The sequence below is a fragment of the Rhizobium sp. AN68 genome (genome assembly GCF_030758035.1).
Taxonomy (GTDB): Bacteria; Pseudomonadota; Alphaproteobacteria; order Rhizobiales; family Rhizobiaceae; genus Agrobacterium; species Agrobacterium tumefaciens.
Genome location: NZ_JARWMI010000001.1, coordinates 134,385 through 153,482, shown reverse-complemented (window position 1 = coordinate 153,482; position 19,098 = coordinate 134,385). Strand labels below are relative to the sequence as shown.

The window sequence follows — 19,098 nt, the reverse complement described above, 5'->3', positions numbered from 1 at the left end:
ACCACCGCTGTGTTTGACATACAGCCTGCAAACAGAAACTGACAGGCTGCGCTGTTCGAGCGCACGACACAAGAGGATATATGACCATGGCAACACCCCGACGACCGTCCAATCCGAAAGACGCAGCAGAGGCGCTGTTCAAACCGGCAAAGAAGGTCGCAGCGCCAGCCGTTGAACGGCCTGCAATTCCTAACACCAAAGAGCTTGTATCATTGAAAATCGACAGCGATGTGCTCGCGCATTTTCAAGCCGACGGTCCGGGCTGGCAAGAGCGCATCAACGATACCTTGCGAGCCGCAATGAATGCGTCCAATTAAAGCTCTTGAAACGTACCGACCCCATGCCCCGTCAATAGCTGCCGCTTCTCGGCCTCGCGGCTCGTTGGGCAAGCGTGGCGCAATCATGCGCCATTCACAGTCAGCCCGGACCTCTGTCGAATCGAGAAGGCCTCCTCCGCGTTGAAGGCGCTCGTACCAGGTGTGGCCCAGTGAACTATCCCGTGACTGTGGGATAGCATCGAAAGGCCGGTTGATCTGGTCGAGCCACAAAAGCCTGGTCATATCGCAGGGCCTTTTCGACCACTCCGCGATTGAGGAGGCGTTACTTTGGCCAGTACTTGTTCACATACATCTGTGTCTCACGAAGCATGAAACGGGCACTGTCTTCGGCTCGGTCCTCCCAAGCGAAAACGCAATTTGAAAGGACACCGTCGAATTTCATGTCGGCAAGAGTTGAGAAGAATACTTCCCAGTTGATCTCACCTTGGCCGAAGTCGGTGTGTTGATGGACGCGCACCTTCGCTCCAGGCGGATTTACAATGTAGCGCAGTTGCGAAGACTTGTTATGATCATAGGTGTCTGCGAGGCGCACATGTGCAAGAAGCCCCTCGGTCACTCGCAGGTTAGCAACCATGTCGGGACCGTAGAAGAAGGTATGGGGCGCGATGAACGATGCCTTTACAGCCTTTGAATTGATCGTCTTGATGATATCGATGGCAGGGGCGATTTCCTCAATCCAGTCCTCTGGATGCGCTTCGAGCGAGAGGATCAGCCCTTCGCGCTCCAGAATTGGCACGAGGATATCCATCGCACGGAAAAACTGCCCCTCACACGTCTCCGGACGATGCAAGCCGCTGCGGTCATTCAGGCTTCGATCCGGGGATCCCCCTCGCCCGAACTCCGAGACCAACATCGGGCATTCCATCTCTGCCGCAATTTCGATGGCACGCTTCCAGTTCTCTATCGCCGTTTCCCACTCGTCTTGGTATGGGCTGGCCCAGCGGTACATTGGCTGCAGCGTTGCCAGGCCCACCCCATGGTCCTTGAGGGCCTTCTTGAAGCTCTTTACCCTCTCGGGATAAACCTTCGGACGCGTCCACCAGGAGAGAAAGTCCGGACGGGGTGAGAGCTCAACATAGTCGTATCCCAGCTCGGCGGTCTTTCGGCAAATTTCCTCCAGAGATAAATGACGGATCATGTGCGGATCGAGTGCGTGTTTCATCAAAACCTCCTGATAATATAAATTCGCCCCTTCACAGGAGCGTCGATGCGGACAAGCATCGCTTGCTGGACCACGTCGCGTGGGTGGCAATCATTTATGGGGCTGCGCCAATGGTGCTGCTCTCTCCATCGCGCTACCGATAATCGACCCAGACCCCGCCGAGATCGGCAGAACGAACGCAGTTCTCAACCCAGCGAACGCCCTCGACCCCTGCCGCAATCCCCGGAAACCGAAGGCTCCCAAGGCGTTCGCCATCGTTTTCGTTGCGCGCCTCCATAGCGATTGCAAAGCGGTCGTAGAGGTTAGCCCAGGCCTCGAAGAGACCCTCGGGATGGCCTGCACCGATACGATCGTCGGCAAGTGCCTTTGCGTGCAGGTAGCCCATGCCACGCTCAAGAATGCGTACCGGCTCGCCCTGAACCTCAAATCGTAGCTGGTTTGGCTGCTCGTCCCACCATTCGATCGAAGCCTTTGATCCGACGACGCGCACCTTTTGTCCATGCATGGAACCCGCATTGATGGCGCTCGACCAGACGGTGCCAAACGCGCCATTGTCATATTCCATCAGGGTCATGGCGTTGTCTTCGAGCGGTGCACGCGTCTTGACGAAGCTCTGCCGGGTGCACAGAAGCCGGTTGATACGGAGGTCGGGCAGGATGACCTCGGAAATATAAAGCGGATGTGTACCGATATCGCCGAGCACATAACTTGGGCCTGCGAATTTCGGATCGACGCGCCAGCGGGTCGCCGGGTTTTGAAGCTCGACAGCCTCGTTGTGAAACCCGTGGGCGAATTGCAGGTTGACCAGACGAATTTCCCCGAGCTCGCCGGCAGCAACGAGCTCGCGGGCATGCTCGATGACTTGGTGGCCGCTATAGCCGTAGGTCACTCCAACAATACGGCCGCGCTCTGCGGCGATACGCTGAAGATCCTCGGCCTCGGCCACCGTGAAGCACAGCGGCTTTTCACACACAACGTGCAGCCCGCTTTCCAGTGCAGCCTTGGTGATCTCGTAGTGGGTATTGTTGGGCGTTGCGATCGATACTGCCTCGATCCCATCCGGACGCTTTGCCTCCTCTGCGAAAAGCGCACGCCAGTCGGCGTAGCATCGCGAAGGCTCGAGCCCCAGTTCAACACCGAAGGCGCGGCCGCGCTCGGCATCGAGGTCGAAGGCTCCAGCGACCAGATCGAAGTAGCGGTCACGCAGGGCGGCGCTGCGGTGAATATAGCCGATCTGACTGCCGCGACCACCACCCACCATAGCCCAGCGAAGAGGTCGTTTTGTCTGACGCGTTCCGTAAATCATGAGGTTTCTGTCCCGGATTGTTAGAAGCCAGCCGACTTGAGATAGTCACGGCTGAGTTTTACGTCGGCGAGGCTACCGCCCGCGTTGCGCGGATCACGCTCCTGCTCAACGGTGATAAAGCCTTCATAACCAAGCTCATCAAGAAGGGCGCGAATGGCGGGATAATCGATACAGCCCTTGCCAATGGGACACATGACCCCCTGCGCGCAGGCTTCAAAGAAGCGAATGTGCTCACCCATCACGCGGCCGAAAACGGCCCTGTCGATGTCCTTGAAGTGGATGTAGTCGAGACGGTCGGCGTATTTGCGCAGGGTTTGGACAGGGTCCATGCCGGCATACCAGGTATGGCCAGTGTCGAGGCAGAAACCGGCAACCTCCTGGGGTATGTCAATGGCGAGACGGGCAATCTCGTCCTCGAATTCGATGTAACCGCCGGCATGCGGATGAATGGTGGCGCGAACGCCATATTTCTCGCGGGCAAGAGCGGATATCGCCCTGATATTATCCATCATGCCGTTCCATGCCGCGTCATCGAGCCGGGGTGCCCTGTCGGAATGACCCGCCACATAATCGCGTTCGTCGTGTCCCCAATCCATGACGGTCAGATAAGGTGCGGGAAATCGCTGGCCCGACGCCTTCGGCGGCCTCGGCAGACGGGTGATCAGAGCGCAAATCTCGTCCGTCTGGCGCAGCAGGCTATCGCGGTTTTCCTCAGCGACAAGATCATTGAAGATCGTTCCGGCGACGATATAGAGCCCTCGACTTGTCAGAGCCTGAGAGACCATGTCGATGTTCAGCGGAACATAACCATAGGGGCCAAGCTCCACTCCCCCATATCCGGCCGCCTTGACTTCGTCGAATACCATTTCCCACGGCGGTAGGTTTGGATTGCGCACGTCATCGACGCCCCAGCAGCACGGTGCTGTGGTGACTGTTATACCCATAATATTCTGGTCCTTCCCTGGTGTCGCTCACTTGGTGGGCGACCCTCCCTGACGCAGAGATTTAGCTGGAGATCTCCGATTTACAAAGTTTGAATTTGATGGGATTCAATCAGAAAACCGGGCGGAGAGGTAAATGACTGCACGCAAGATAAGCATTTCGGATGTTGCAAAGGCAGCCGGAGTCTCGACCGCGACGGTGGATCGGGTTCTCAACAACCGTGGCGGCGTGCGTACCGACAAAGAAGACCGCGTTTTGGCCGCTGCCCGGGCGCTCGGTATTGACCGGGCCCTAGATCGTACCCCTTCACGCGCGCTACGCGTCGCGGTCCTTATCCAACCGCCAGTCAACCCGTTTCACGCGTCTTTGCGCGAGGGTATCGATCTTGCATCGCGAATGTACGCAACACTGAACGTGCAATTCTTCGTCCATCACATCGATCCACGAAAGCCGGCGGCGATCGCCGCAGCCGTCCGCGATTGTCGCTCCTATGATGGCCTCGTCATCACCAGCCCTGACGATATCAGGGTTCGAGAAGCCGTAGCATTCCTGTCGCGCAATGTCCCGGTGGTTACTCTGGCGACCGACCTCACAGATTGCGGGCGTGCCGCCTATGTGGGGCCGAACGACAGGCAGGCCGGTCGGGTGGCTGGCGACCTGATGGGCCTTTTCCTCGGACGGCAAGGCGGCCGCGTCGTCGTGGTTGCCGGCTCACGCGATATCACTGGCCATCGCGAACGGGAAGCCGGGTTTCGCGACATCATGACCGAGCGTTAGCCTGAATGCAGTCTGGCCGTGGTTCTGGAGACCGGAGAAAATCAGGACGAAGCAGGCCGTGTCGTAGAGATTGCATTTCGGGATGACCCGGGATTGCGAGGCATATATCATCTGTCCGCGGGTGCTTTGCCGATTGTCGGTGCTCTGCAACGCCTTGGCCGAATCGACAATACGGTGGTCATCACCCACGAACTCACGCCCAATCGACGGATGCTGCTAAAATCCAGAAAGATCAACGCGGTTATCGACCAGAGACCCCTTTTGGAAGCACGCCTGGCAGTTGAGACCATCGCAAAGCTCCTCGGTAGAATGCCTGGAGAAGCGGTCTCTATCTCAACGGACATCCAGATCTTTCTCGCAGAAAATGCCTAGCGTGCGTGTATCAGTCATCCATGATGTCGCGTTCGTTCAATGCGTCGTATTTCCGTATTTCGCCTCGCATTTTACTGCTTCAGCGGCCGGCAAACGCGATCGTGTCAGCTACCTGCAAATGAGCGCTGAGCGCAGCCTGATCGACCCAACGTTCCGAGATCAGGAATCGCCCTGATTGTGGATCGTCCACGGCAGCATCATAGGTGATGCTGTCCTACGCTTTCGTGTCGTGGATGCCACCGCATTCAGTTCTGTCATGAATCGCGACAGAGCGACGTGCATGTAGTCTATTATAATCAGCACGGGATAATCCCTGGATCAGCGCACCGACCGACTGTTCGCGGCGACCGGGGCCTTGACTGGTCAAGTGGTGATCAGGCGGCAACCAGCACGATCTTGCCCTGGATGCTACTTTCTGAAGCACGACGATGCGCTGTCGATGCCTCGGCCAGCGGATAGGTGCTGTCAATCACCACCCGTAAGGAGCGATCATCGAGCAGACGACCGGCCTCTGCCAATTGCGCACCGTTCGAACGCACCTGTGTCGTTGAGACGGTGATCTTTCGCCGGGCGGCTTCGTCATGGCCTAGAAAACCCAGCGGGTTGACGAGAAACAGGGCGCCGTCCGGCTTAATGCTGGGGAGAAAGCGTTCCATATTCGCGCCGCCGACGGCGTCAAGCACCAGATCAGCATCCTTCACCACTGCTTCGGCAGCCGCCTTCGTATAGTCGATGAAAATATCGGCACCGAGATCATAGAGAAGCGCCTCGTTTTTGCCGGAAGCAACGGCAATCACCTTCGCGCCTTGCCACTTCGCGATCTGGACTGCAAGATGGCCAACGCCGCCGCCGGCGCCGTTCACCAGTACGATCTTGCCGTCGAGCGGAACCGGTGCATGCCGGAAGGGCTGGAATGGGTTCGGCAAATCATGTCCCAAATCGACCAGAAATTGCCAAGCGGTCAAAAGCGACATGGGCGCACCGGCAGCCTGGATATGGTCGATCCCGGCGGGCTTCAGCGCCAACTCCGATACCGGAACGCGAACATATTCGGCATAGGCGCTGCTTCCCGTCATGAGGTTTTGCGGGAAGCGGACCATCGCATAGACCTCGTCGTTGACCTTGAACTGCGACACGTTTTCACCAACGGCCACAACCGTGCCGGAAACGTCCGTGCCAAGGATCAGCGGAAAGCTTGGGCTGGGCTGCCATTGCCGCGGGAGAGCCCGATAACCATCGCGCAGATAGAGATCCGGCGGGTTGAGGCTGGCGGCATGGACGCGAACAAGCACGTCGTCCGCCGAGATTTCCGGCCGGGGCGCATCTTCATAACGAAGAACATCTGGCCCACCGAATTCGTGCAATCGCACAGCTTTCATCATATCAGTCATCACGGCCTCGCTTGAATATTCGTTTTGATGACTGAAGATACGATCATCTCCTTCGCTTGATAATCATCAGATAATTCGCTTTAATAGTGCCATGAAGGAACAAATCGGAATTGATAGACTGACTGGGTTGATCGCATTCGCTCGGGCCGGCTCGCTCGGAAGCTACACCGCCACCGCCCGCTCCTTGTCCATCTCACCCTCGGCGGTCAGCAAGAGCATCCAGCGGCTGGAAAAGCAGCTCGGCGTTTCGCTTTTTGCGCGGACGACACGTTCCCTGGCCCTGACGACCGAGGGGCGCGATCTTCATGAGCGTGCGCTCAGGCTGCTGCACGACGCAGAAGATATAGAGCAGGCGGCAAAAGCAGCGCGCACCGAGCCCGCTGGCACTTTACGGATTGCAGCATCGTTGCCTATCGGCCTGCACGTAATAGCGCCGATGCTTCCGCAGTTTCGCAGGCTCCACTCGAGGGTCAATATAGATCTACGTTTGAGCGATCACATGGTTGATCTTATCGAAGGCGGCTACGATGTAGCGGTCCGCATTGGTGATGTGGCAGATTCGCGCCTGCTTTCGCGCCGCCTTCTGCCACATCGGCTATGCTGTTATGCCTCGCCCGAATATCTGGCCGGGCGCAGCCCGCCGACCAGTCCAGACCAATTGGAAGAGCACGAGACTGTCAGCCTGCGCTACCAGAGTAGCGGCCAGCTGTTCCGCTGGCCTTTCCACGTAGGGGACAGGGAGGTGGAGATTGTGCCCACCTCTAGCATTATCGTTGACGCGAGCGAAGCCGTGCTGGCAACGATCGCAGCAGGTGCCGGAATCGGAATGGCAACCAATTTCATGGCCAGCACTTGGGTGAGGCGTGGAGCGCTTATTCCGGTCCTGGCCGATTATGCGGTGGAAAGGCACAACATCACGGCGCTGTGGCCCGAGAGCCGGCGGTCAAACCCGGCCGTCCGAGCTTTCCTCGACACCTTAGTGAAGTTGTCCTGACAATGGCAGCGAATGTCTGCTTCTGGGGCGACGCTGACTAGGCAGCATTTGCCAAAAGCGGCCGTGAGGACAGATGACAACCCGTCGACAAATTCCCCAGATTTCTACATGCGGCATTAAGCAGCCACGTTATCTAGCTCCAACAGTGCCTCCGTGGGGAGCTCTATCCTGGCCGCGGCGAGGTTTTCTCGCAGATGTCCCCGTGACGATGTGCCAGGGATCAGGAGAATGTTCGGCGATCGCTGGAGAAGCCAGGCAAGCGCAACCTGAATCGGCGTGGCGTTGAGCCGGGCGGCCACGTCAGACAGGGTAGCGGATTGCAGCGGCGAGAAGCCGCCAAGAGGAAAGAACGGCACATAGGCAACCCCTCGGGACGCGAGTGTGTCGATTAAGGTTTCGTCCTGCCGATGCGCAAGATTGTACTGGTTCTGCACGCATGCGATGTCGGTGATCTTTCCGGCGTCCTCGATTTGCTTCGCCGTGACGTTAGACAGTCCGATGTGCCGGATCAGTCCCTGTTGCTTTAAACCCGCCAGAACTTCAAGAGGCTCGTCCAATGAGCCTTCCGCGGGGCCGTGCACGTCGAACATAGCGCGCAGGTTGACCACATCGAGCACATCCACTCCGAGATTGCGGCGGTTGTCATGAACGGCCTGTGTCAGCTCCGCGCGCGAGAACGCCGGATACCACGAAGCGTCCGCGCCCCTGCCTGCGCCGACCTTGGTGACGATCACAAGGTCGTTGTCATAGGGATGCAAAGCTTCGCGGATTATCTCGTTTGTAACATGCGGGCCATAGAAATCGCTGGTGTCGATGTGGTTGACGCCGCTTTCCACCGCCTCGCGCAGGACGGCTATGGCCTCCGGACGATCGCTCGGAGGCCCGAAAACGCCCTTGCCTGCAAGCTGCATCGCGCCATAGCCCAGCCGGCGCACCGTATGATCGCCAAGCGTGAAGGTTCCTGAAGTTGCAATAGTGCTCATGGTCCATCTCCTTGTGTTCCTCCAAAATAGACAGGTGGCATATACGCTACAAGAAGCTATAATCCGGACAGGTTGTCCGTGAAAGCGGACAATTGTTTTTACGTTTGGAGAGCAGGGTGTCGGATTTAACGGATCTGAATGCATTTTTACTGGTGGCTAGATCCAAAGGTTTTCGGCAGGCCGCGCGCGAAAGTGGCGTCAGCTCCTCGGCGTTGAGCGATGCGGTGAAGCGTCTCGAAGAAGACCTTGGGGTACGACTATTCAATCGCACAACCCGCAGCGTGCTCCTGACGGATGCAGGACGTCTCTTGCTAGAGCGCACCGGCCCCGCATTCGCAGAGGTGGCATCGGCACTCGATGAGGTGAAAAGCAGCCGCGGCCGCACCTCGGGGGATCTCAGACTCAATGTTCCAATGAGTGCGGCAAGGCTGGTCCTGCCTCCGATCGTGCCGCCGTTCCTAAAGGCCTATCCGGAAATCAGGCTGGAAATCGTGACCGATGAGAGTTTCGTCGACATCATAAAGAGCGGCTGCGACGCAGGCATCCGTTATGACGAACGGCTCGAGCAGGATATGGTGGCTTTGCCGATCGGACCACGCCAGCAGCGCTACGCCCTTGCCGCGTCGCCTGTTTACCTTGCAAGAAGAGGCAAACCGCAACATCCACAAGACCTGCTTTCGCATGATTGTATTTTAGGCCGGTTTTCGGGGCGCGCGCTTCCCTCCTGGGAATTCGAACGCGATGGGGAAGAAATCGCCATAAATCCTAAAGGTAGCCTCGTTGTTCAGTTCGGCGGCGGCACTGATCTTGGTATCGACGCAGCCATTGCCGGTTCTGGCATCATTTATATTTTTGAAGACTGGCTGAGGCCACACTTCGATAGAGGAGATCTGGTACCGGTGATGGAAGAGTGGTGGCTGCGGTTTTCCGGCCCGTTCCTCTATTATTCCGGACGGCGGCTTGTGCCCGCGCCTTTGCGCGCATTTATCGATTTCGTGAGACAATCGCACAAAGATGCAGCGAAATCCTTGCAGCCCGGCCCGTGAATTCAAAGTCCTTAGCTCTGTTTCTTGCCGCCGGCATTGGTCGATCCATCGTGCATATCGCCATAACACGCATCATGCATTGGACTAGAGCGACTATTCAGACATGGGCACGTCTTGCAGTAATCCAGTCCGTTAATCAGATAGCGGATGCAACAGATGCGGCGGAGACGCTTTGGCTTGCCCTCGTATTGACGGTAGAGGATGGGTCTGAAAAGCGGATTACGTGAGCCATCTGCCATGTGAGGCGATTCAAGCAGTTCCAGCGCATCGGCCACGCCCGCATCGAGGCAATGATTTTCCATGGCGTAACTGCGCGCGATGGCTTCGAACATGTTGCCCGCGTTTGACCAAAGGACATTGCGAGACAGTCCGCTCACATCCGAAACAGTTCGGATAACTCCCTCGATATTGCCACTGAACAAAAAGTCGAAACGGTCTTGTGCTGATTTCGCTTGAACCGGGCGACCAAAACCAGACAGGCCAAGCGAGACGATCTCCCCTTCTTCGCTGATGTCAATGCTCAAGTCTGCCGGTGTAAGAGGCATGCGCCAATCCAGCAGCATCGCAGCTGTAGCAAACGGTCTCATTACCTTGGCGAAGTACCGCTTCGACCACTCGCCAGCAACGGCGGCAAGGGGCGCGCTCGGCCCATGTCGGCGACCGTAATTGCCGAGTATCACCAAGAGATTATCGTGCTCCAGCAATTCAATGAAGGTCAGGTCGGTGCGTCGCCTGCGCCGGAAGAAATCTCTCCACTGCGAGTGTGCCGGTTGCCGCAGCAATTCGCCAAGAACCTCTGACCTTCGCATACGCTCCCGCACGCCTAAACGAACCGGGAGACGATCTGGCGAGCCAGATGCTGCAACGAGGCGGTGGAACCGAACGGCCAGGAGGGTGCGCCAGTCAAACGGACATTTCCTTGCGCAACGACCGGCAGCATAGGCCAGAGCGAAGCGTGGAGAAGATCAGCCGGAACGGACTCGCCAAGGATGAACAAGGTGCTGTCACTATCGAGAGACGCAAGTCCTTCCAGATCGATTGTCGTAAAGCCGAAGGATTGCGCTGGCATTTCAATGCCATCGGCAAAACCGATTTTCCTGAGAAGGGTCGAAATTGCGGCGTTGGGTGCAAAGACCCGTAACCGCGGAACGCCAGGTAATGGTTGCGCGACAACCAGCTTGCGGCCTGCCTGCCCGGCATCGCGCAATTTCAGGTTTTCGATGTCATCATCGAAACGTGCGAGGAGCCTTTCGACATCATCCGATCGGGAAAGTGCTGCGCCCGCCTGACGGGCGCTCTGATAGACGCTTACCAACATGTCACCGTCGTTTTCCTGATCGTCGATCAGGTGAACCGGAGCGATCTTACCGAGCGCACGGGCGATGGACGCGTGCCGGTAGCGAGACGTCAAGATGAGGTCAGGTTGCAATTTGCGGATCGCTTCCAGGCTTGGCTGCTGTCGTCGTCCAACGTCAACGGCGTCCGAAAGGCCTTCATTTGCGACATTGACCCATGTTCTGTAGCCGGAGATTTCCGTGCACCCAACGGGCGATATTCCAAGGCAAAGGGCAATCTCGGTGGCAGTCCAATCGAGCGTGACCAGGCGTGAAGATCCTGAGGCGGCGAGTGCCACTGGCGCAGCCATTAAAGCCACCGCGCCGCTCAAGAACGATCGTCTGCGAATACCAGCTACCACTTCACGCTCACCGTTCCGACAACGGTCAAACCCTGCCCGTAATAGCACTGCGTGGGGGTGTTGCAACCGGCGACGTAGGTCTTGTCGCCGAGATTGTACCCGTTAAGCTGGAACGAGTAGCGATCATGTTCGTAACGGGCAAATGCATCCACCAGCGTATAACCAGGAACGAAGAATGAGTTCGCCGTATCCCCGGCAGTCCTGCCGATGCGACGGACACCTGCACCAAGCGTCAATTTGCCGTTCCAGCTATCTGGCATCGGCAGATCATAGCTCACGAACAGCGATTGCTGCTGCTTGGGAACGGTATACGGCATCTTCCCGATCTGGGCTGGCGTCTGGCTCTCGGTTACCACAGGATCCTGCCAACTCGCCGCCGCAGTAAGGTTGAGGCTGTCCCAAAGCGTGGCGTTGGCCTCCAGTTCGATCCCACGAACGCGCACTTCGTCAGTCTGGTAATAAACGCTTGCAACACGATTGACGACATTCTGTTGCGTTGCCTCGAACCCGGACAGGGTCAGGCTGAAATCGTCCCCCTGTGGCGCGAATTTCACACCGACTTCCTTCAACTCGCCTTTGGTTGGCTTCAGCGGCGTTGGCGTCAATGTCAGCACCGGGGAGAAGGACGTTGAATATAGCGCGTAGGGTACAAGGCCGTTATCGAAGACATAAGCGGCACCGACCCTGCCCGTGAAAGCTGAATCGTCCTGCCGGTATCGGGTGGTAAGACCGCTGGCGAGAGCGGTGCTGTCGGAGTCGTTACTGACATAGTCTTGGCGACCGCCAACGGTCAGACGAAGGCCGCCGAGTTCCATTTGATCCTGCAGATAAAAACCAACCTGACGCTGTGTCTGATCAAGGTGTGTCGTCAGTGCTGCCGGCTGTACGCCAATCCCGTAACCCGGGTTGAACAGGTCGAGAGTGGGGCCACTGCGTGATCCTGTCCTGTTGACGAGGTTTTGCCACTGCACATCGATACCGCCGAGAAGCGTATGGCTGATTGGCCCACTGTCGAACCTGTACTCAAGATTGGTGTCCAACGCCACGGCGTTGAGCGTTGGCTGCGCATTGTAGACGAGGCGTGAAAGCGTGCGCTGGTTAGCGGAAAGACCGTTGCCGAAAAGGTTTTGATAATTGACGTCCAGGTACGAGTACCGGAAATTCTGGCGCAGAACGAGATCGTCGTTAAATGCGTGTTCCAGCCGATATCCGGTATAGGCCGTTTCCTTGTCGTAGATCGCCAGCGAGGGATCTCCGTCCGAAAAGCTGCGCGGTATCGTTAAACCGAGACGATTGGGATAGATGCTCCCGACGGCAGGAATAAGCGAGGGCACCTGGCCAGCGTCATCCTTCATGTAAGCGCCATATACCGTGAGACTGGTATCTTCATCCGGCGACCACCTGACCGTCGGGCTTATGGCGAAACGGTCGTTTTTTCCGAAATCGTTCATTGTTTCGCTGTCGCGGATAATGCCTTCCAAGCGATAGGTGAGATCGGAATCCGCACCGAGAGGGCCGGTTACGTCAAACCCCGCTTCCTTCTGTTTGTAACTTCCGAAACGGGTGTAGACTTCTCCGCCAGCTGTCTCTGATGGATCCTTGCTGATCATGTCGACAACGCCGCCGACATTCGTTTGGCCGAAAAGCGCGGAACTTGGTCCGCGCAGCACTTCCACCCGATTAAGGAAGTAAGGCTCCACGCGAAAGCCAGCATAGCCGCCTGTCTGGTTTGCAATCTGTGGCACGCGCAAGCCGTCGAGATAAAGATCGGCGCCAAAGCCGCGAATGCTGAAGTAATCGGAACGGGGATCGTTGCCGTAGCGTTGGCCGTTGACATTCGCGCTATAGAGCAAGCTGTCCGCCACCGTCTGTACGGCTCGATCGGTCATGGCGCCGCGGGTCACGACGGAGACAGATTGCGGTGTCTCGGATATCGCCGTCGTGATCTTGGTGGCTGAAGCCGACTGCGTTGCTACGTAGCCACGTTGTTCGACACGGGCCCCTTTTGTCGCCGCTGTCCCCTGGACAACGATCGGCTGAAGCACGGTCGAAGCATTTGTCTCTTGTGCCTCAGCCGTATCCTTCTGGAGGACGAGCGCGCTCAACGCAACGCCCGACACGAAAAACAGGAGCCGCTGTCTGGTGACGTGGCAGGTTGATGTGCGAAGGCGAAGGACGGTGTTCTGCATTCGAGGACCTGTGATAGGAATACTGCGCGAAGGGTACCCCGGACTGTCCGCAGTGTTTGCCAAATCCCGCACGCTTGGCCGCTTAACTAGACTTTTTTTATCAGCATTGTCAGGTCAAAATCGAGCTTTTCCGGGCCATTTAGTGGCCTTATCTGGCTGAATCGTAGTTTTCTGTTTTGTCGGGCCAATCTTTCCTTTTGAAATATAGACGCTGCGCGATTATGGCTCTCTGCGTTGGATGCGGTCGTGAGACTGCTATGAGAAATCCCATCGCCTGGAACCATGATGAAACAGCCGCAAAGGGCAGCCGACCTTCAAAATGTGCCGCGGCCCGTCGCTGCCATGGCACGGACCTACGAGCAAAGCGTCGATTTTGGCTGGCACAGCCATCGCCGAGGCCAATTGTTACAGATCATCGACGGATTCATGACCGCCCGTACCCCCGACACCTCATTTATCATCCCCTGTGGTTACGGTTTGCTGATTACCCCGGAGATACCACACGCCGTTCATTCACACGGGCGGGTCTCCATGCAGTCGGTCTACATCGAACCGGATCCAGGCGTCGCCATGCCATGGGAGCCGACGCGTGTCATCTCAACCTCCACACTCCTTTCGGCAACGGTTGGGGCGTTTTTGAACGAACCGACCCTTTATGACGAAAATGGCCGCGGCGGACATCTCGCGGCACTGATGCTCGAGGAGATCGCAAATGCGGAGGAAGGCCCGTTTGCGCTTCCAATGCCAAGTGACAAGCGATTGCAACGGCTGTGTCGGGATCTTTCTGAAACACCGTCGCTCGATCTCGATATAGATCGCTGGGCAGACAATCTCGGCATGAGCAGGCGCACCATGACCCGGAAATTCCGAATTCAGACCGGCATGAGTTTCGCCGAATGGCGGCGTCGCTTGCGCATGGCGCATGTCATGCGCCGCCAGGCCGAGGGAGCGCGCCTGGAGGAGGCAGCGGCGGACGTCGGTTATCGCAGCTTGTCCTCTCTTCGGAAGGCCATGCGTGAGGTGGCAGGATGAACAGGCCGCCGAGCAAACAGAGGACGCAGGCCATCGCGGCTCAGGCGTTTGGTCTCAGCGTCGTCTATGATCAGGCTCAAGCGCTCCGAAAGGTCGATGCCGTTGCGCTTGAAGGCCGGATTACCGTCATATGCGGCGCGAACGGCTCCGGTAAAAGCACGCTTCTCAAATGCCTCGCCGGACTCGAATACCCGACGGAAGGCGAAATCCGCTTGTCCGGGCAGCCGCTCAACGCGTTGTCACGACGCACCGTCGCCCGCCAGGTTGCCGTCCTGAGCCAGACACCAGAGGTTCCCACCGGCCTGAGCGTCGAAGAACTCGTTGAACAAGGCCGTTATCCTCACCGTCCCTGGCTTGGTCGACTGTCGACACGGGACCGCAGGATTATCGAAAGCGCCATTTTTCGCGTCGGCCTTCAAAATTTGCGTGCGAGGCAACTCACGACCCTGTCCGGCGGTGAAAGGCAGCGAGCTTGGTTGGCGATGGCTTTGGCGCAGGAGCCGCGCATCCTTTTTCTTGATGAGCCCACGAGCTTTCTCGACATCAGACACCAGGCCGAATTGCTGACCCTCCTGCGCAAACTCAACACAGAGGAAGGTCTTACGATCATCGCGGTGCTTCATGACCTCAATCAAGTCATGGATATCTCCAATGACGTCGTCCTGATGCAAAAGGGTCAGGTTCTTGCGGCTGGGCCGACGCATCAGGTGCTGCGGACTGACCTGTTGCAGCAAGCCTTTGAGTGCCACGTCGATCTCGTGCCAAATCCAGATGGAAGCGGGCGAACCTACTGCATGGTCGACTGGATCGGCGCCGGCAATCGGCAAAGCCGTCAGGCCTTGGCTCAAATATGAATTTGTCTTGCCTCCCCCTTCGTCGATTTGCTCCAGCCCTTGTCTGGTCCGTCGGCGTGGTCCTTCTGCTGGTCCTGGCAGCGCTGGAATTGAGAGTGGGAAGCAGGCTGGTCGGCTGGAGGGATGTGTTTCTTTTTCCGACAGGCCCTGAGACGATAGCGCAGGCAATTTTGGAAACAACTCGGGCGCCCCGTCTGGTCGCAGCGATATCAACTGGCGCCGCGCTTGCACTAGCAGGTTCGGTTCTTCAGACCGTCTTGAGGAACCCTTTGGCGGCTCCGGATATACTGTCCGTAACCAGTGGCGCGCAGCTGTTCCTCGTCGTATCGACCTTGCTGCTTCCCTTGTCTCTGCCGCCCATCGTAGTGACGAGCGCGGGCGGCCTTGCTGGCGCGGCCGCGTGCCTTGCACTGGCTGGCGGCTTTCAAGCCCCGCCGGGCCGGCTGGCTCTTTCCGGTGTCGCCGTGTCGCTTTGTTTTTCCGCGGTGTCATCGGCAATCGTGCTTATTGCTGACGAACGGGCGTCCGGTCTGTTACTCTGGTCGTCCGGCATTCTGGACCAGACCGGATGGTCCAGAACCGCAACAGCAACACCGTTGGTGCTCCTGTCCTTCGTGGCGCTCATCGTGATGGCGCGCGCCCTCGACTTGCTGGGACTGGGCGACAAGGCTTCGGCAAGTCTGGGGGTAACACGGGCCGTCACGCTTTTCGGTCTGCTCATCGGCGTTCTTCTATGCGGCTGCGCCGTAACCCTTGCAGGGCCCATCGGCTTCGTCGGCCTTGCAGTCCCGAACGTATTGCGCGCATTGGGTATAAGCCGGCATCACCGCCACCTGCCGCTTTCAGCGGTTTGGGGAGCAAACAGCCTCCTCCTTGCAGATGTCGTCACGCAATCTCTGGCGCGCAATGGCACGACCATACCTACAGGCGTTGCGATTGCCTGCCTCGGTGCACCGGTCATGCTATTCCTGCTGCGCAGGGCAAAGATCGGGGGGAGCGCCGCATAGGTTTGCCCATAGGCATCGCGCCCCCACCTTTCCTCCTCGCCGTTGGAGCCCTTGTCGCTTTGGGCCTGTTGACGATGGCGGCAAGTCTCGCGACAGGCGACGGAATATCATTGACACTTGCCGAGGTGACAGGAAACCTCGACCTGCGCGCGCCTCGCCTTCTTGTCGCACTCGGCTGTGGCGCGTTGCTCGCTGCTGCTGGCACGGTCCTTCAGGCGGTGACGCGCAACCCGCTATGCGGGCCAGAGACGCTGGGTCTTACACAGGGAGCAGCGTTGTTTAGCCTCGTCGCACTTCTGCTGGGACTTTCACCAGCAACGCCAACTTTCCAGGTCGTCGCTTTGTTGGGGGCCATCACCGTGCTTTTGCTGCTCCGGTTGCTGGCGCCGAAGAATTCTCCGGAAAAATTGGTTCTGGCTGGTGTCGCAATCGCCGCAAGCCTAGGCGCGGCCGCAACAATCATTGTCTTGGAGGCGCGCTTGCAAACGGCTCAGGCACTTTCTTGGCTCGTCGGCTCGACGCACGCCCGCGGCTACGCCGACGCCTTCATGCTGATGCCGTGGGTTTTTGCATTGTCGGCTATAGGCCTGTTGTTCAGTCGCCATCTCGACGCCTTTTTGCTTGGGGACGAAAAGGCCCGCTCACTGGGCCTGGCGACGGGAACCGCGAGCAAATACGCGATGGTCTATGCCGCCAGTGCGGTGGCGATCGCCGTTTCTTCCATCGGGGCCGTCAGTTTCGTTGCCTTGCTCGCACCGCACGCGGCTCGACTTCTTACCGGAGCACGCCACGCAAAAAATCTCCCTATCGCAATGATTCTGGGCGCTGTGATGCTGGCTTTTGCCGACACCGTCGGTCGCAGCATTATCGCGCCGCTCGAACTTCCGGCAGGCATCATCACCGCTATTATCGGCGCACCCGCCTTCATGATCCTGCTGCGTTCCGGATTGAGGTCACGGTTGTCTTGATCGCACCGAAGTAGCGCAGAACTCCGATACGATTGTTTGCAGGTGTTCGCTCTTATGAGACCAACGGATCACGCAGCGTCGGGCCAACCGACCCAGCGATAATGCTGATCATTTCTTCGGCAAGGGGTGGGCGCGATCGATGTCTTCACGCTGTGAAAAATGAGACGAGCTCACGCGCCAGTTCAACAGGGGCCTCTTCTGCCATGTGATGTCCGCTCTCTATTCCCCGGCCCGAAACGGGAAGGCTCGACCAGGGCTGCCATACCGCCGGCACATCTCCATACAACATTTCCAGATCGTCCTGCAGTGACCACAGGACATGAAGCGGGCATGTCAGTCTTTTTCCGGAATTTCGATCATCAAGATCGTGGAGATGGTCTATGTGAACACCCGCGCGATAGTCACCCAGCATTCCCCGGACAGTCGCGGGGTCTTCAACAGCCGAGCGGAAGTCCGCGAAGTTTCCCTTTCCCATGGAAGCCTCGCTGCCGCCATACCAGGCCAAGGGATCAGAAAGAATGGCCCGCTCGGGTTTGTCGTGTTGAGCAAAGAAGAACCAATGCCACCAATGCGTGGCAAAGCTAACATTGCATCGCTCCAGCGCTTCCAGGATCGGAACCCCATCAAGGATTGCGAGCTTCTCAACCCTTTCAGGGTGGTCCATCGCAGTACGAAATGCGGTGTAACTGCCGCGGTCGTGGCCCGCCAGAAAGAACCGGTTGAAGCCGAGATGTTCCATGAGAGCGACACAGTCACGAGCCTTGGCCCGCTTTGACGACGCTTCATGATCATACGGGTTAGCCGGTTTGCCAGACTTCCCGAAACCTCGCAGATCGGGGCAAACAACCGTGAACTTCTCGGCCAGGATGGGGGCCACCTTGTACCAGGTTGTGTGTGTTCTCGGATGTCCGTGCAGCAGAAGAAGCGGTGGACCACTTCCGCCATGGCGAACCCGGAGCGTTGTTTCCGGAACCGTGATCATTTCCAGCTTGAAATTTTCAAACATCGCGCTTCCCCTGAAATCGTTGAGTGAACGGTCTCTGCGACGACCGGTTCCGCCTCAGCCTGCCGTGAGACCCTGCGCTTCGGCATTGCCTTAGAACTCGGCTTTGGTAGCGATCAGGGTGTGATGGCGGAGGGCAATGGGAGAGGAGGTGCCGCTTGGTCCCGCTTTTGCTCAATCGAAACGGTCGCCGTCCTTCCCGCGACCAGCCGAACCGTCGCCGGAGCCTCATCGATCTCGATCCGCACCGGGATCTCGCTGGGCAAGTCGAACCCATGAGAATGTCGGCGTCACGCTTGCCAGCGAACCCGCACTATCGCTTCGTTCCCGATCCTCGATCCCCGCAGCAATTCCCGCGACATGCCCGGTGACCGATTGGGCTTCACCCATGATATTGATCGTAACTGGATCACCGATATGGATTCTCGGTAGCTTTGTCTCTTCAAAATACCCTGCAAGATAGATGGATTCTTTTTCCACCAGGACGCCCACCGCAGTTCCAGCCAGGACATAGTTACCCCGGCGCAGGGAAAAGTTCGTAATTGCCCCGGACGCCGGCGCTCTCACGATTGTCCGCTCAAGGTTCAGCTTTGCCAGATCCCGCGCGACCAGTGCAGATCGATAGGCGGCCTCTGCCTGATACATCCGGCTTTCCGCTTGCTGTCGCTCCTTCAGGCTGGCTGCTTCCTTTGAGGCAAGCAATTGATACCGCTCGAAATCGGTTTTCGCCATCTCCGCAGCCGCCCTGCTACCCGTTACCTTCGCTTCTGCCTCGCGCAGCGCGAGGCAGAAGCGATCCGTTTCAATGCGAAACAGCGGCGTTCCTTTTTCCACCTGCGCATTGTCTGATATCAGAACCTCGGCGACAGGCCCGGAAACATCTGGTGCCAATCGGATGATATCAGCGCGGACATGGGCGTCACGGGTCCATGGCGCCTCCATGTAGAAAGACCACAAGTGCCAGCCCAGAATCGCAGCACATGCCGTCATCGACAGGGTTAGAAGCACTTGACCCGTGGTGAGCGTCAGATTTTTCAT

Annotated in this window: 17 protein-coding genes and 2 pseudogenes; 8 read left to right on the top strand and 11 right to left on the bottom strand. The window is 57.9% G+C overall.

Annotated elements, in window-relative coordinates; genetic code table 11:
- Positions 1–86: 86 nt before the first annotated feature.
- Positions 87–317 (top strand): BrnA antitoxin family protein, encoded by a 231-nt coding sequence (locus RBH71_RS00730; RefSeq protein ID WP_013637508.1) that lies wholly within the window; start codon positions 87–89, stop codon positions 315–317.
- 283 nt (positions 318–600) lie between these two features.
- Here the strand turns inward: RBH71_RS00730 and RBH71_RS00725 are convergent, their stop codons facing one another.
- The 3 genes from RBH71_RS00725 to RBH71_RS00715 form a co-directional block, all read right to left on the bottom strand.
- Positions 601–1,500: a sugar phosphate isomerase/epimerase family protein gene (locus tag RBH71_RS00725; protein WP_097170238.1), complete on the bottom strand. Its 900-nt coding sequence runs from the start codon at positions 1,498–1,500 to the stop codon at positions 601–603.
- A 133-nt stretch (positions 1,501–1,633) separates the two neighbouring features.
- A complete protein-coding gene (locus tag RBH71_RS00720) occupies positions 1,634–2,806 on the bottom strand; it encodes a Gfo/Idh/MocA family oxidoreductase (protein ID WP_323686967.1) in 1,173 nt (390 codons plus the stop codon).
- Positions 2,807–2,826: 20 nt separating this feature from the next.
- Entirely contained in the window at positions 2,827–3,750 is a 924-nt protein-coding gene (locus tag RBH71_RS00715; RefSeq protein ID WP_323686966.1) for a sugar phosphate isomerase/epimerase family protein, read from the bottom strand.
- Positions 3,751–3,883: 133 nt separating this feature from the next.
- Between RBH71_RS00715 and RBH71_RS00710 the strand changes: the two are divergent.
- Positions 3,884–4,897, top strand: a pseudogene (locus RBH71_RS00710) (LacI family DNA-binding transcriptional regulator).
- 79 nt (positions 4,898–4,976) lie between these two features.
- On the opposite strand, the gene RBH71_RS26570 reads toward RBH71_RS00710, so the two are convergent.
- Both RBH71_RS26570 and RBH71_RS00705 read right to left on the bottom strand, forming a co-directional pair.
- Positions 4,977–5,087 carry a hypothetical protein gene (locus RBH71_RS26570; protein WP_404506242.1) on the bottom strand — a complete coding sequence of 37 codons (111 nt, stop codon included), beginning with the start codon at positions 5,085–5,087 and terminating at the stop codon, positions 4,977–4,979.
- Positions 5,088–5,271: 184 nt separating this feature from the next.
- Positions 5,272–6,288 carry an NADP-dependent oxidoreductase gene (locus RBH71_RS00705; protein ID WP_323686965.1) on the bottom strand — a complete coding sequence of 339 codons (1,017 nt, stop codon included), beginning with the start codon at positions 6,286–6,288 and terminating at the stop codon, positions 5,272–5,274.
- Positions 6,289–6,379: 91 nt separating this feature from the next.
- Between RBH71_RS00705 and RBH71_RS00700 the strand changes: the two genes are divergently transcribed.
- Positions 6,380–7,282, top strand: coding sequence for a LysR family transcriptional regulator (locus RBH71_RS00700; RefSeq protein ID WP_323686964.1), 903 nt, complete (start codon positions 6,380–6,382; stop codon positions 7,280–7,282).
- 116 nt (positions 7,283–7,398) lie between these two features.
- Here the strand turns inward: RBH71_RS00700 and RBH71_RS00695 are convergent, their stop codons facing one another.
- On the bottom strand, positions 7,399–8,265 hold the full coding sequence (locus tag RBH71_RS00695) for an aldo/keto reductase family oxidoreductase (protein WP_111851184.1): 867 nt from the start codon (positions 8,263–8,265) through the stop codon (positions 7,399–7,401).
- 116 nt (positions 8,266–8,381) lie between these two features.
- On the opposite strand from RBH71_RS00695, the gene RBH71_RS00690 reads away from it, so the two are divergent.
- Positions 8,382–9,311: a LysR family transcriptional regulator gene (locus tag RBH71_RS00690; RefSeq protein ID WP_111851183.1), complete on the top strand. Its 930-nt coding sequence runs from the start codon at positions 8,382–8,384 to the stop codon at positions 9,309–9,311.
- An 11-nt stretch (positions 9,312–9,322) separates the two neighbouring features.
- Here the strand turns inward: RBH71_RS00690 and fhuF are convergent, their stop codons facing one another.
- From fhuF to RBH71_RS00675, 3 genes are read right to left on the bottom strand one after another with little or no spacing between them, the layout of a single operon-like run.
- The gene (gene fhuF / locus RBH71_RS00685) at positions 9,323–10,120 is read right to left on the bottom strand and encodes a siderophore-iron reductase FhuF (RefSeq protein ID WP_111851182.1); all 798 of its coding nucleotides are present in this window, start codon (positions 10,118–10,120) and stop codon (positions 9,323–9,325) included.
- A 14-nt stretch (positions 10,121–10,134) separates the two neighbouring features.
- Positions 10,135–10,956, bottom strand: a complete 822-nt coding sequence (locus RBH71_RS00680; protein WP_111851181.1) for an iron-siderophore ABC transporter substrate-binding protein — start codon at positions 10,954–10,956, stop codon at positions 10,135–10,137.
- Between the two features lie 44 nt (positions 10,957–11,000).
- On the bottom strand, positions 11,001–13,196 hold the full coding sequence (locus tag RBH71_RS00675) for a TonB-dependent siderophore receptor (protein WP_111851180.1): 2,196 nt from the start codon (positions 13,194–13,196) through the stop codon (positions 11,001–11,003).
- Positions 13,197–13,481: 285 nt separating this feature from the next.
- On the opposite strand from RBH71_RS00675, the gene RBH71_RS00670 reads away from it, so the two are divergent.
- From RBH71_RS00670 to RBH71_RS00655, 4 genes are all read left to right on the top strand, one after another.
- The gene (locus tag RBH71_RS00670) at positions 13,482–14,228 is read left to right on the top strand and encodes an AraC family transcriptional regulator (protein WP_097170280.1); all 747 of its coding nucleotides are present in this window, start codon (positions 13,482–13,484) and stop codon (positions 14,226–14,228) included.
- A complete protein-coding gene (locus RBH71_RS00665) occupies positions 14,225–15,082 on the top strand; it encodes an ABC transporter ATP-binding protein (protein ID WP_112176575.1) in 858 nt (285 codons plus the stop codon). Before RBH71_RS00670 ends, RBH71_RS00665 begins: the two co-directional genes overlap by 4 nt.
- On the top strand, positions 15,079–16,089 hold the full coding sequence (locus RBH71_RS00660; RefSeq protein WP_323686963.1) for a FecCD family ABC transporter permease: 1,011 nt from the start codon (positions 15,079–15,081) through the stop codon (positions 16,087–16,089). The genes RBH71_RS00665 and RBH71_RS00660 overlap by 4 nt, the downstream gene beginning before the upstream one ends.
- 110 nt (positions 16,090–16,199) lie before the next feature.
- Positions 16,200–17,057: an iron ABC transporter permease gene (locus RBH71_RS00655; RefSeq protein WP_323686962.1), complete on the top strand. Its 858-nt coding sequence runs from the start codon at positions 16,200–16,202 to the stop codon at positions 17,055–17,057.
- A 145-nt stretch (positions 17,058–17,202) separates the two neighbouring features.
- Here RBH71_RS00655 and RBH71_RS00650 read toward each other — a convergent pair whose 3' ends face one another.
- Both RBH71_RS00650 and RBH71_RS00645 read right to left on the bottom strand, forming a co-directional pair.
- The gene (locus RBH71_RS00650; RefSeq protein WP_111851178.1) at positions 17,203–18,063 is read right to left on the bottom strand and encodes an alpha/beta fold hydrolase; all 861 of its coding nucleotides are present in this window, start codon (positions 18,061–18,063) and stop codon (positions 17,203–17,205) included.
- Between the two features lie 113 nt (positions 18,064–18,176).
- Positions 18,177–19,098, bottom strand: a pseudogene (locus tag RBH71_RS00645) (efflux RND transporter periplasmic adaptor subunit).

Coding starts and splice junctions, on each gene's coding strand:
- RBH71_RS00715 (WP_323686966.1), bottom strand. CDS start 3,750: ATGGGTATAACAGTCACCACAGCACCGTGCTGCTGGGGCGTCGATGAC.
- RBH71_RS00705 (WP_323686965.1), bottom strand. CDS start 6,288: ATGACTGATATGATGAAAGCTGTGCGATTGCACGAATTCGGTGGGCCA.
- RBH71_RS00670 (WP_097170280.1), top strand. CDS start 13,482: ATGAAACAGCCGCAAAGGGCAGCCGACCTTCAAAATGTGCCGCGGCCC.
- RBH71_RS00700 (WP_323686964.1), top strand. CDS start 6,380: ATGAAGGAACAAATCGGAATTGATAGACTGACTGGGTTGATCGCATTC.
- RBH71_RS00675 (WP_111851180.1), bottom strand. CDS start 13,196: ATGCAGAACACCGTCCTTCGCCTTCGCACATCAACCTGCCACGTCACC.
- RBH71_RS00650 (WP_111851178.1), bottom strand. CDS start 18,063: ATGTTTGAAAATTTCAAGCTGGAAATGATCACGGTTCCGGAAACAACG.
- RBH71_RS00725 (WP_097170238.1), bottom strand. CDS start 1,500: ATGAAACACGCACTCGATCCGCACATGATCCGTCATTTATCTCTGGAG.
- RBH71_RS00695 (WP_111851184.1), bottom strand. CDS start 8,265: ATGAGCACTATTGCAACTTCAGGAACCTTCACGCTTGGCGATCATACG.
- RBH71_RS00720 (WP_323686967.1), bottom strand. CDS start 2,806: ATGATTTACGGAACGCGTCAGACAAAACGACCTCTTCGCTGGGCTATG.
- RBH71_RS00680 (WP_111851181.1), bottom strand. CDS start 10,956: ATGGCTGCGCCAGTGGCACTCGCCGCCTCAGGATCTTCACGCCTGGTC.
- RBH71_RS00665 (WP_112176575.1), top strand. CDS start 14,225: ATGAACAGGCCGCCGAGCAAACAGAGGACGCAGGCCATCGCGGCTCAG.
- fhuF (WP_111851182.1), bottom strand. CDS start 10,120: ATGCGAAGGTCAGAGGTTCTTGGCGAATTGCTGCGGCAACCGGCACAC.
- RBH71_RS00730 (WP_013637508.1), top strand. CDS start 87: ATGGCAACACCCCGACGACCGTCCAATCCGAAAGACGCAGCAGAGGCG.
- RBH71_RS00660 (WP_323686963.1), top strand. CDS start 15,079: ATGAATTTGTCTTGCCTCCCCCTTCGTCGATTTGCTCCAGCCCTTGTC.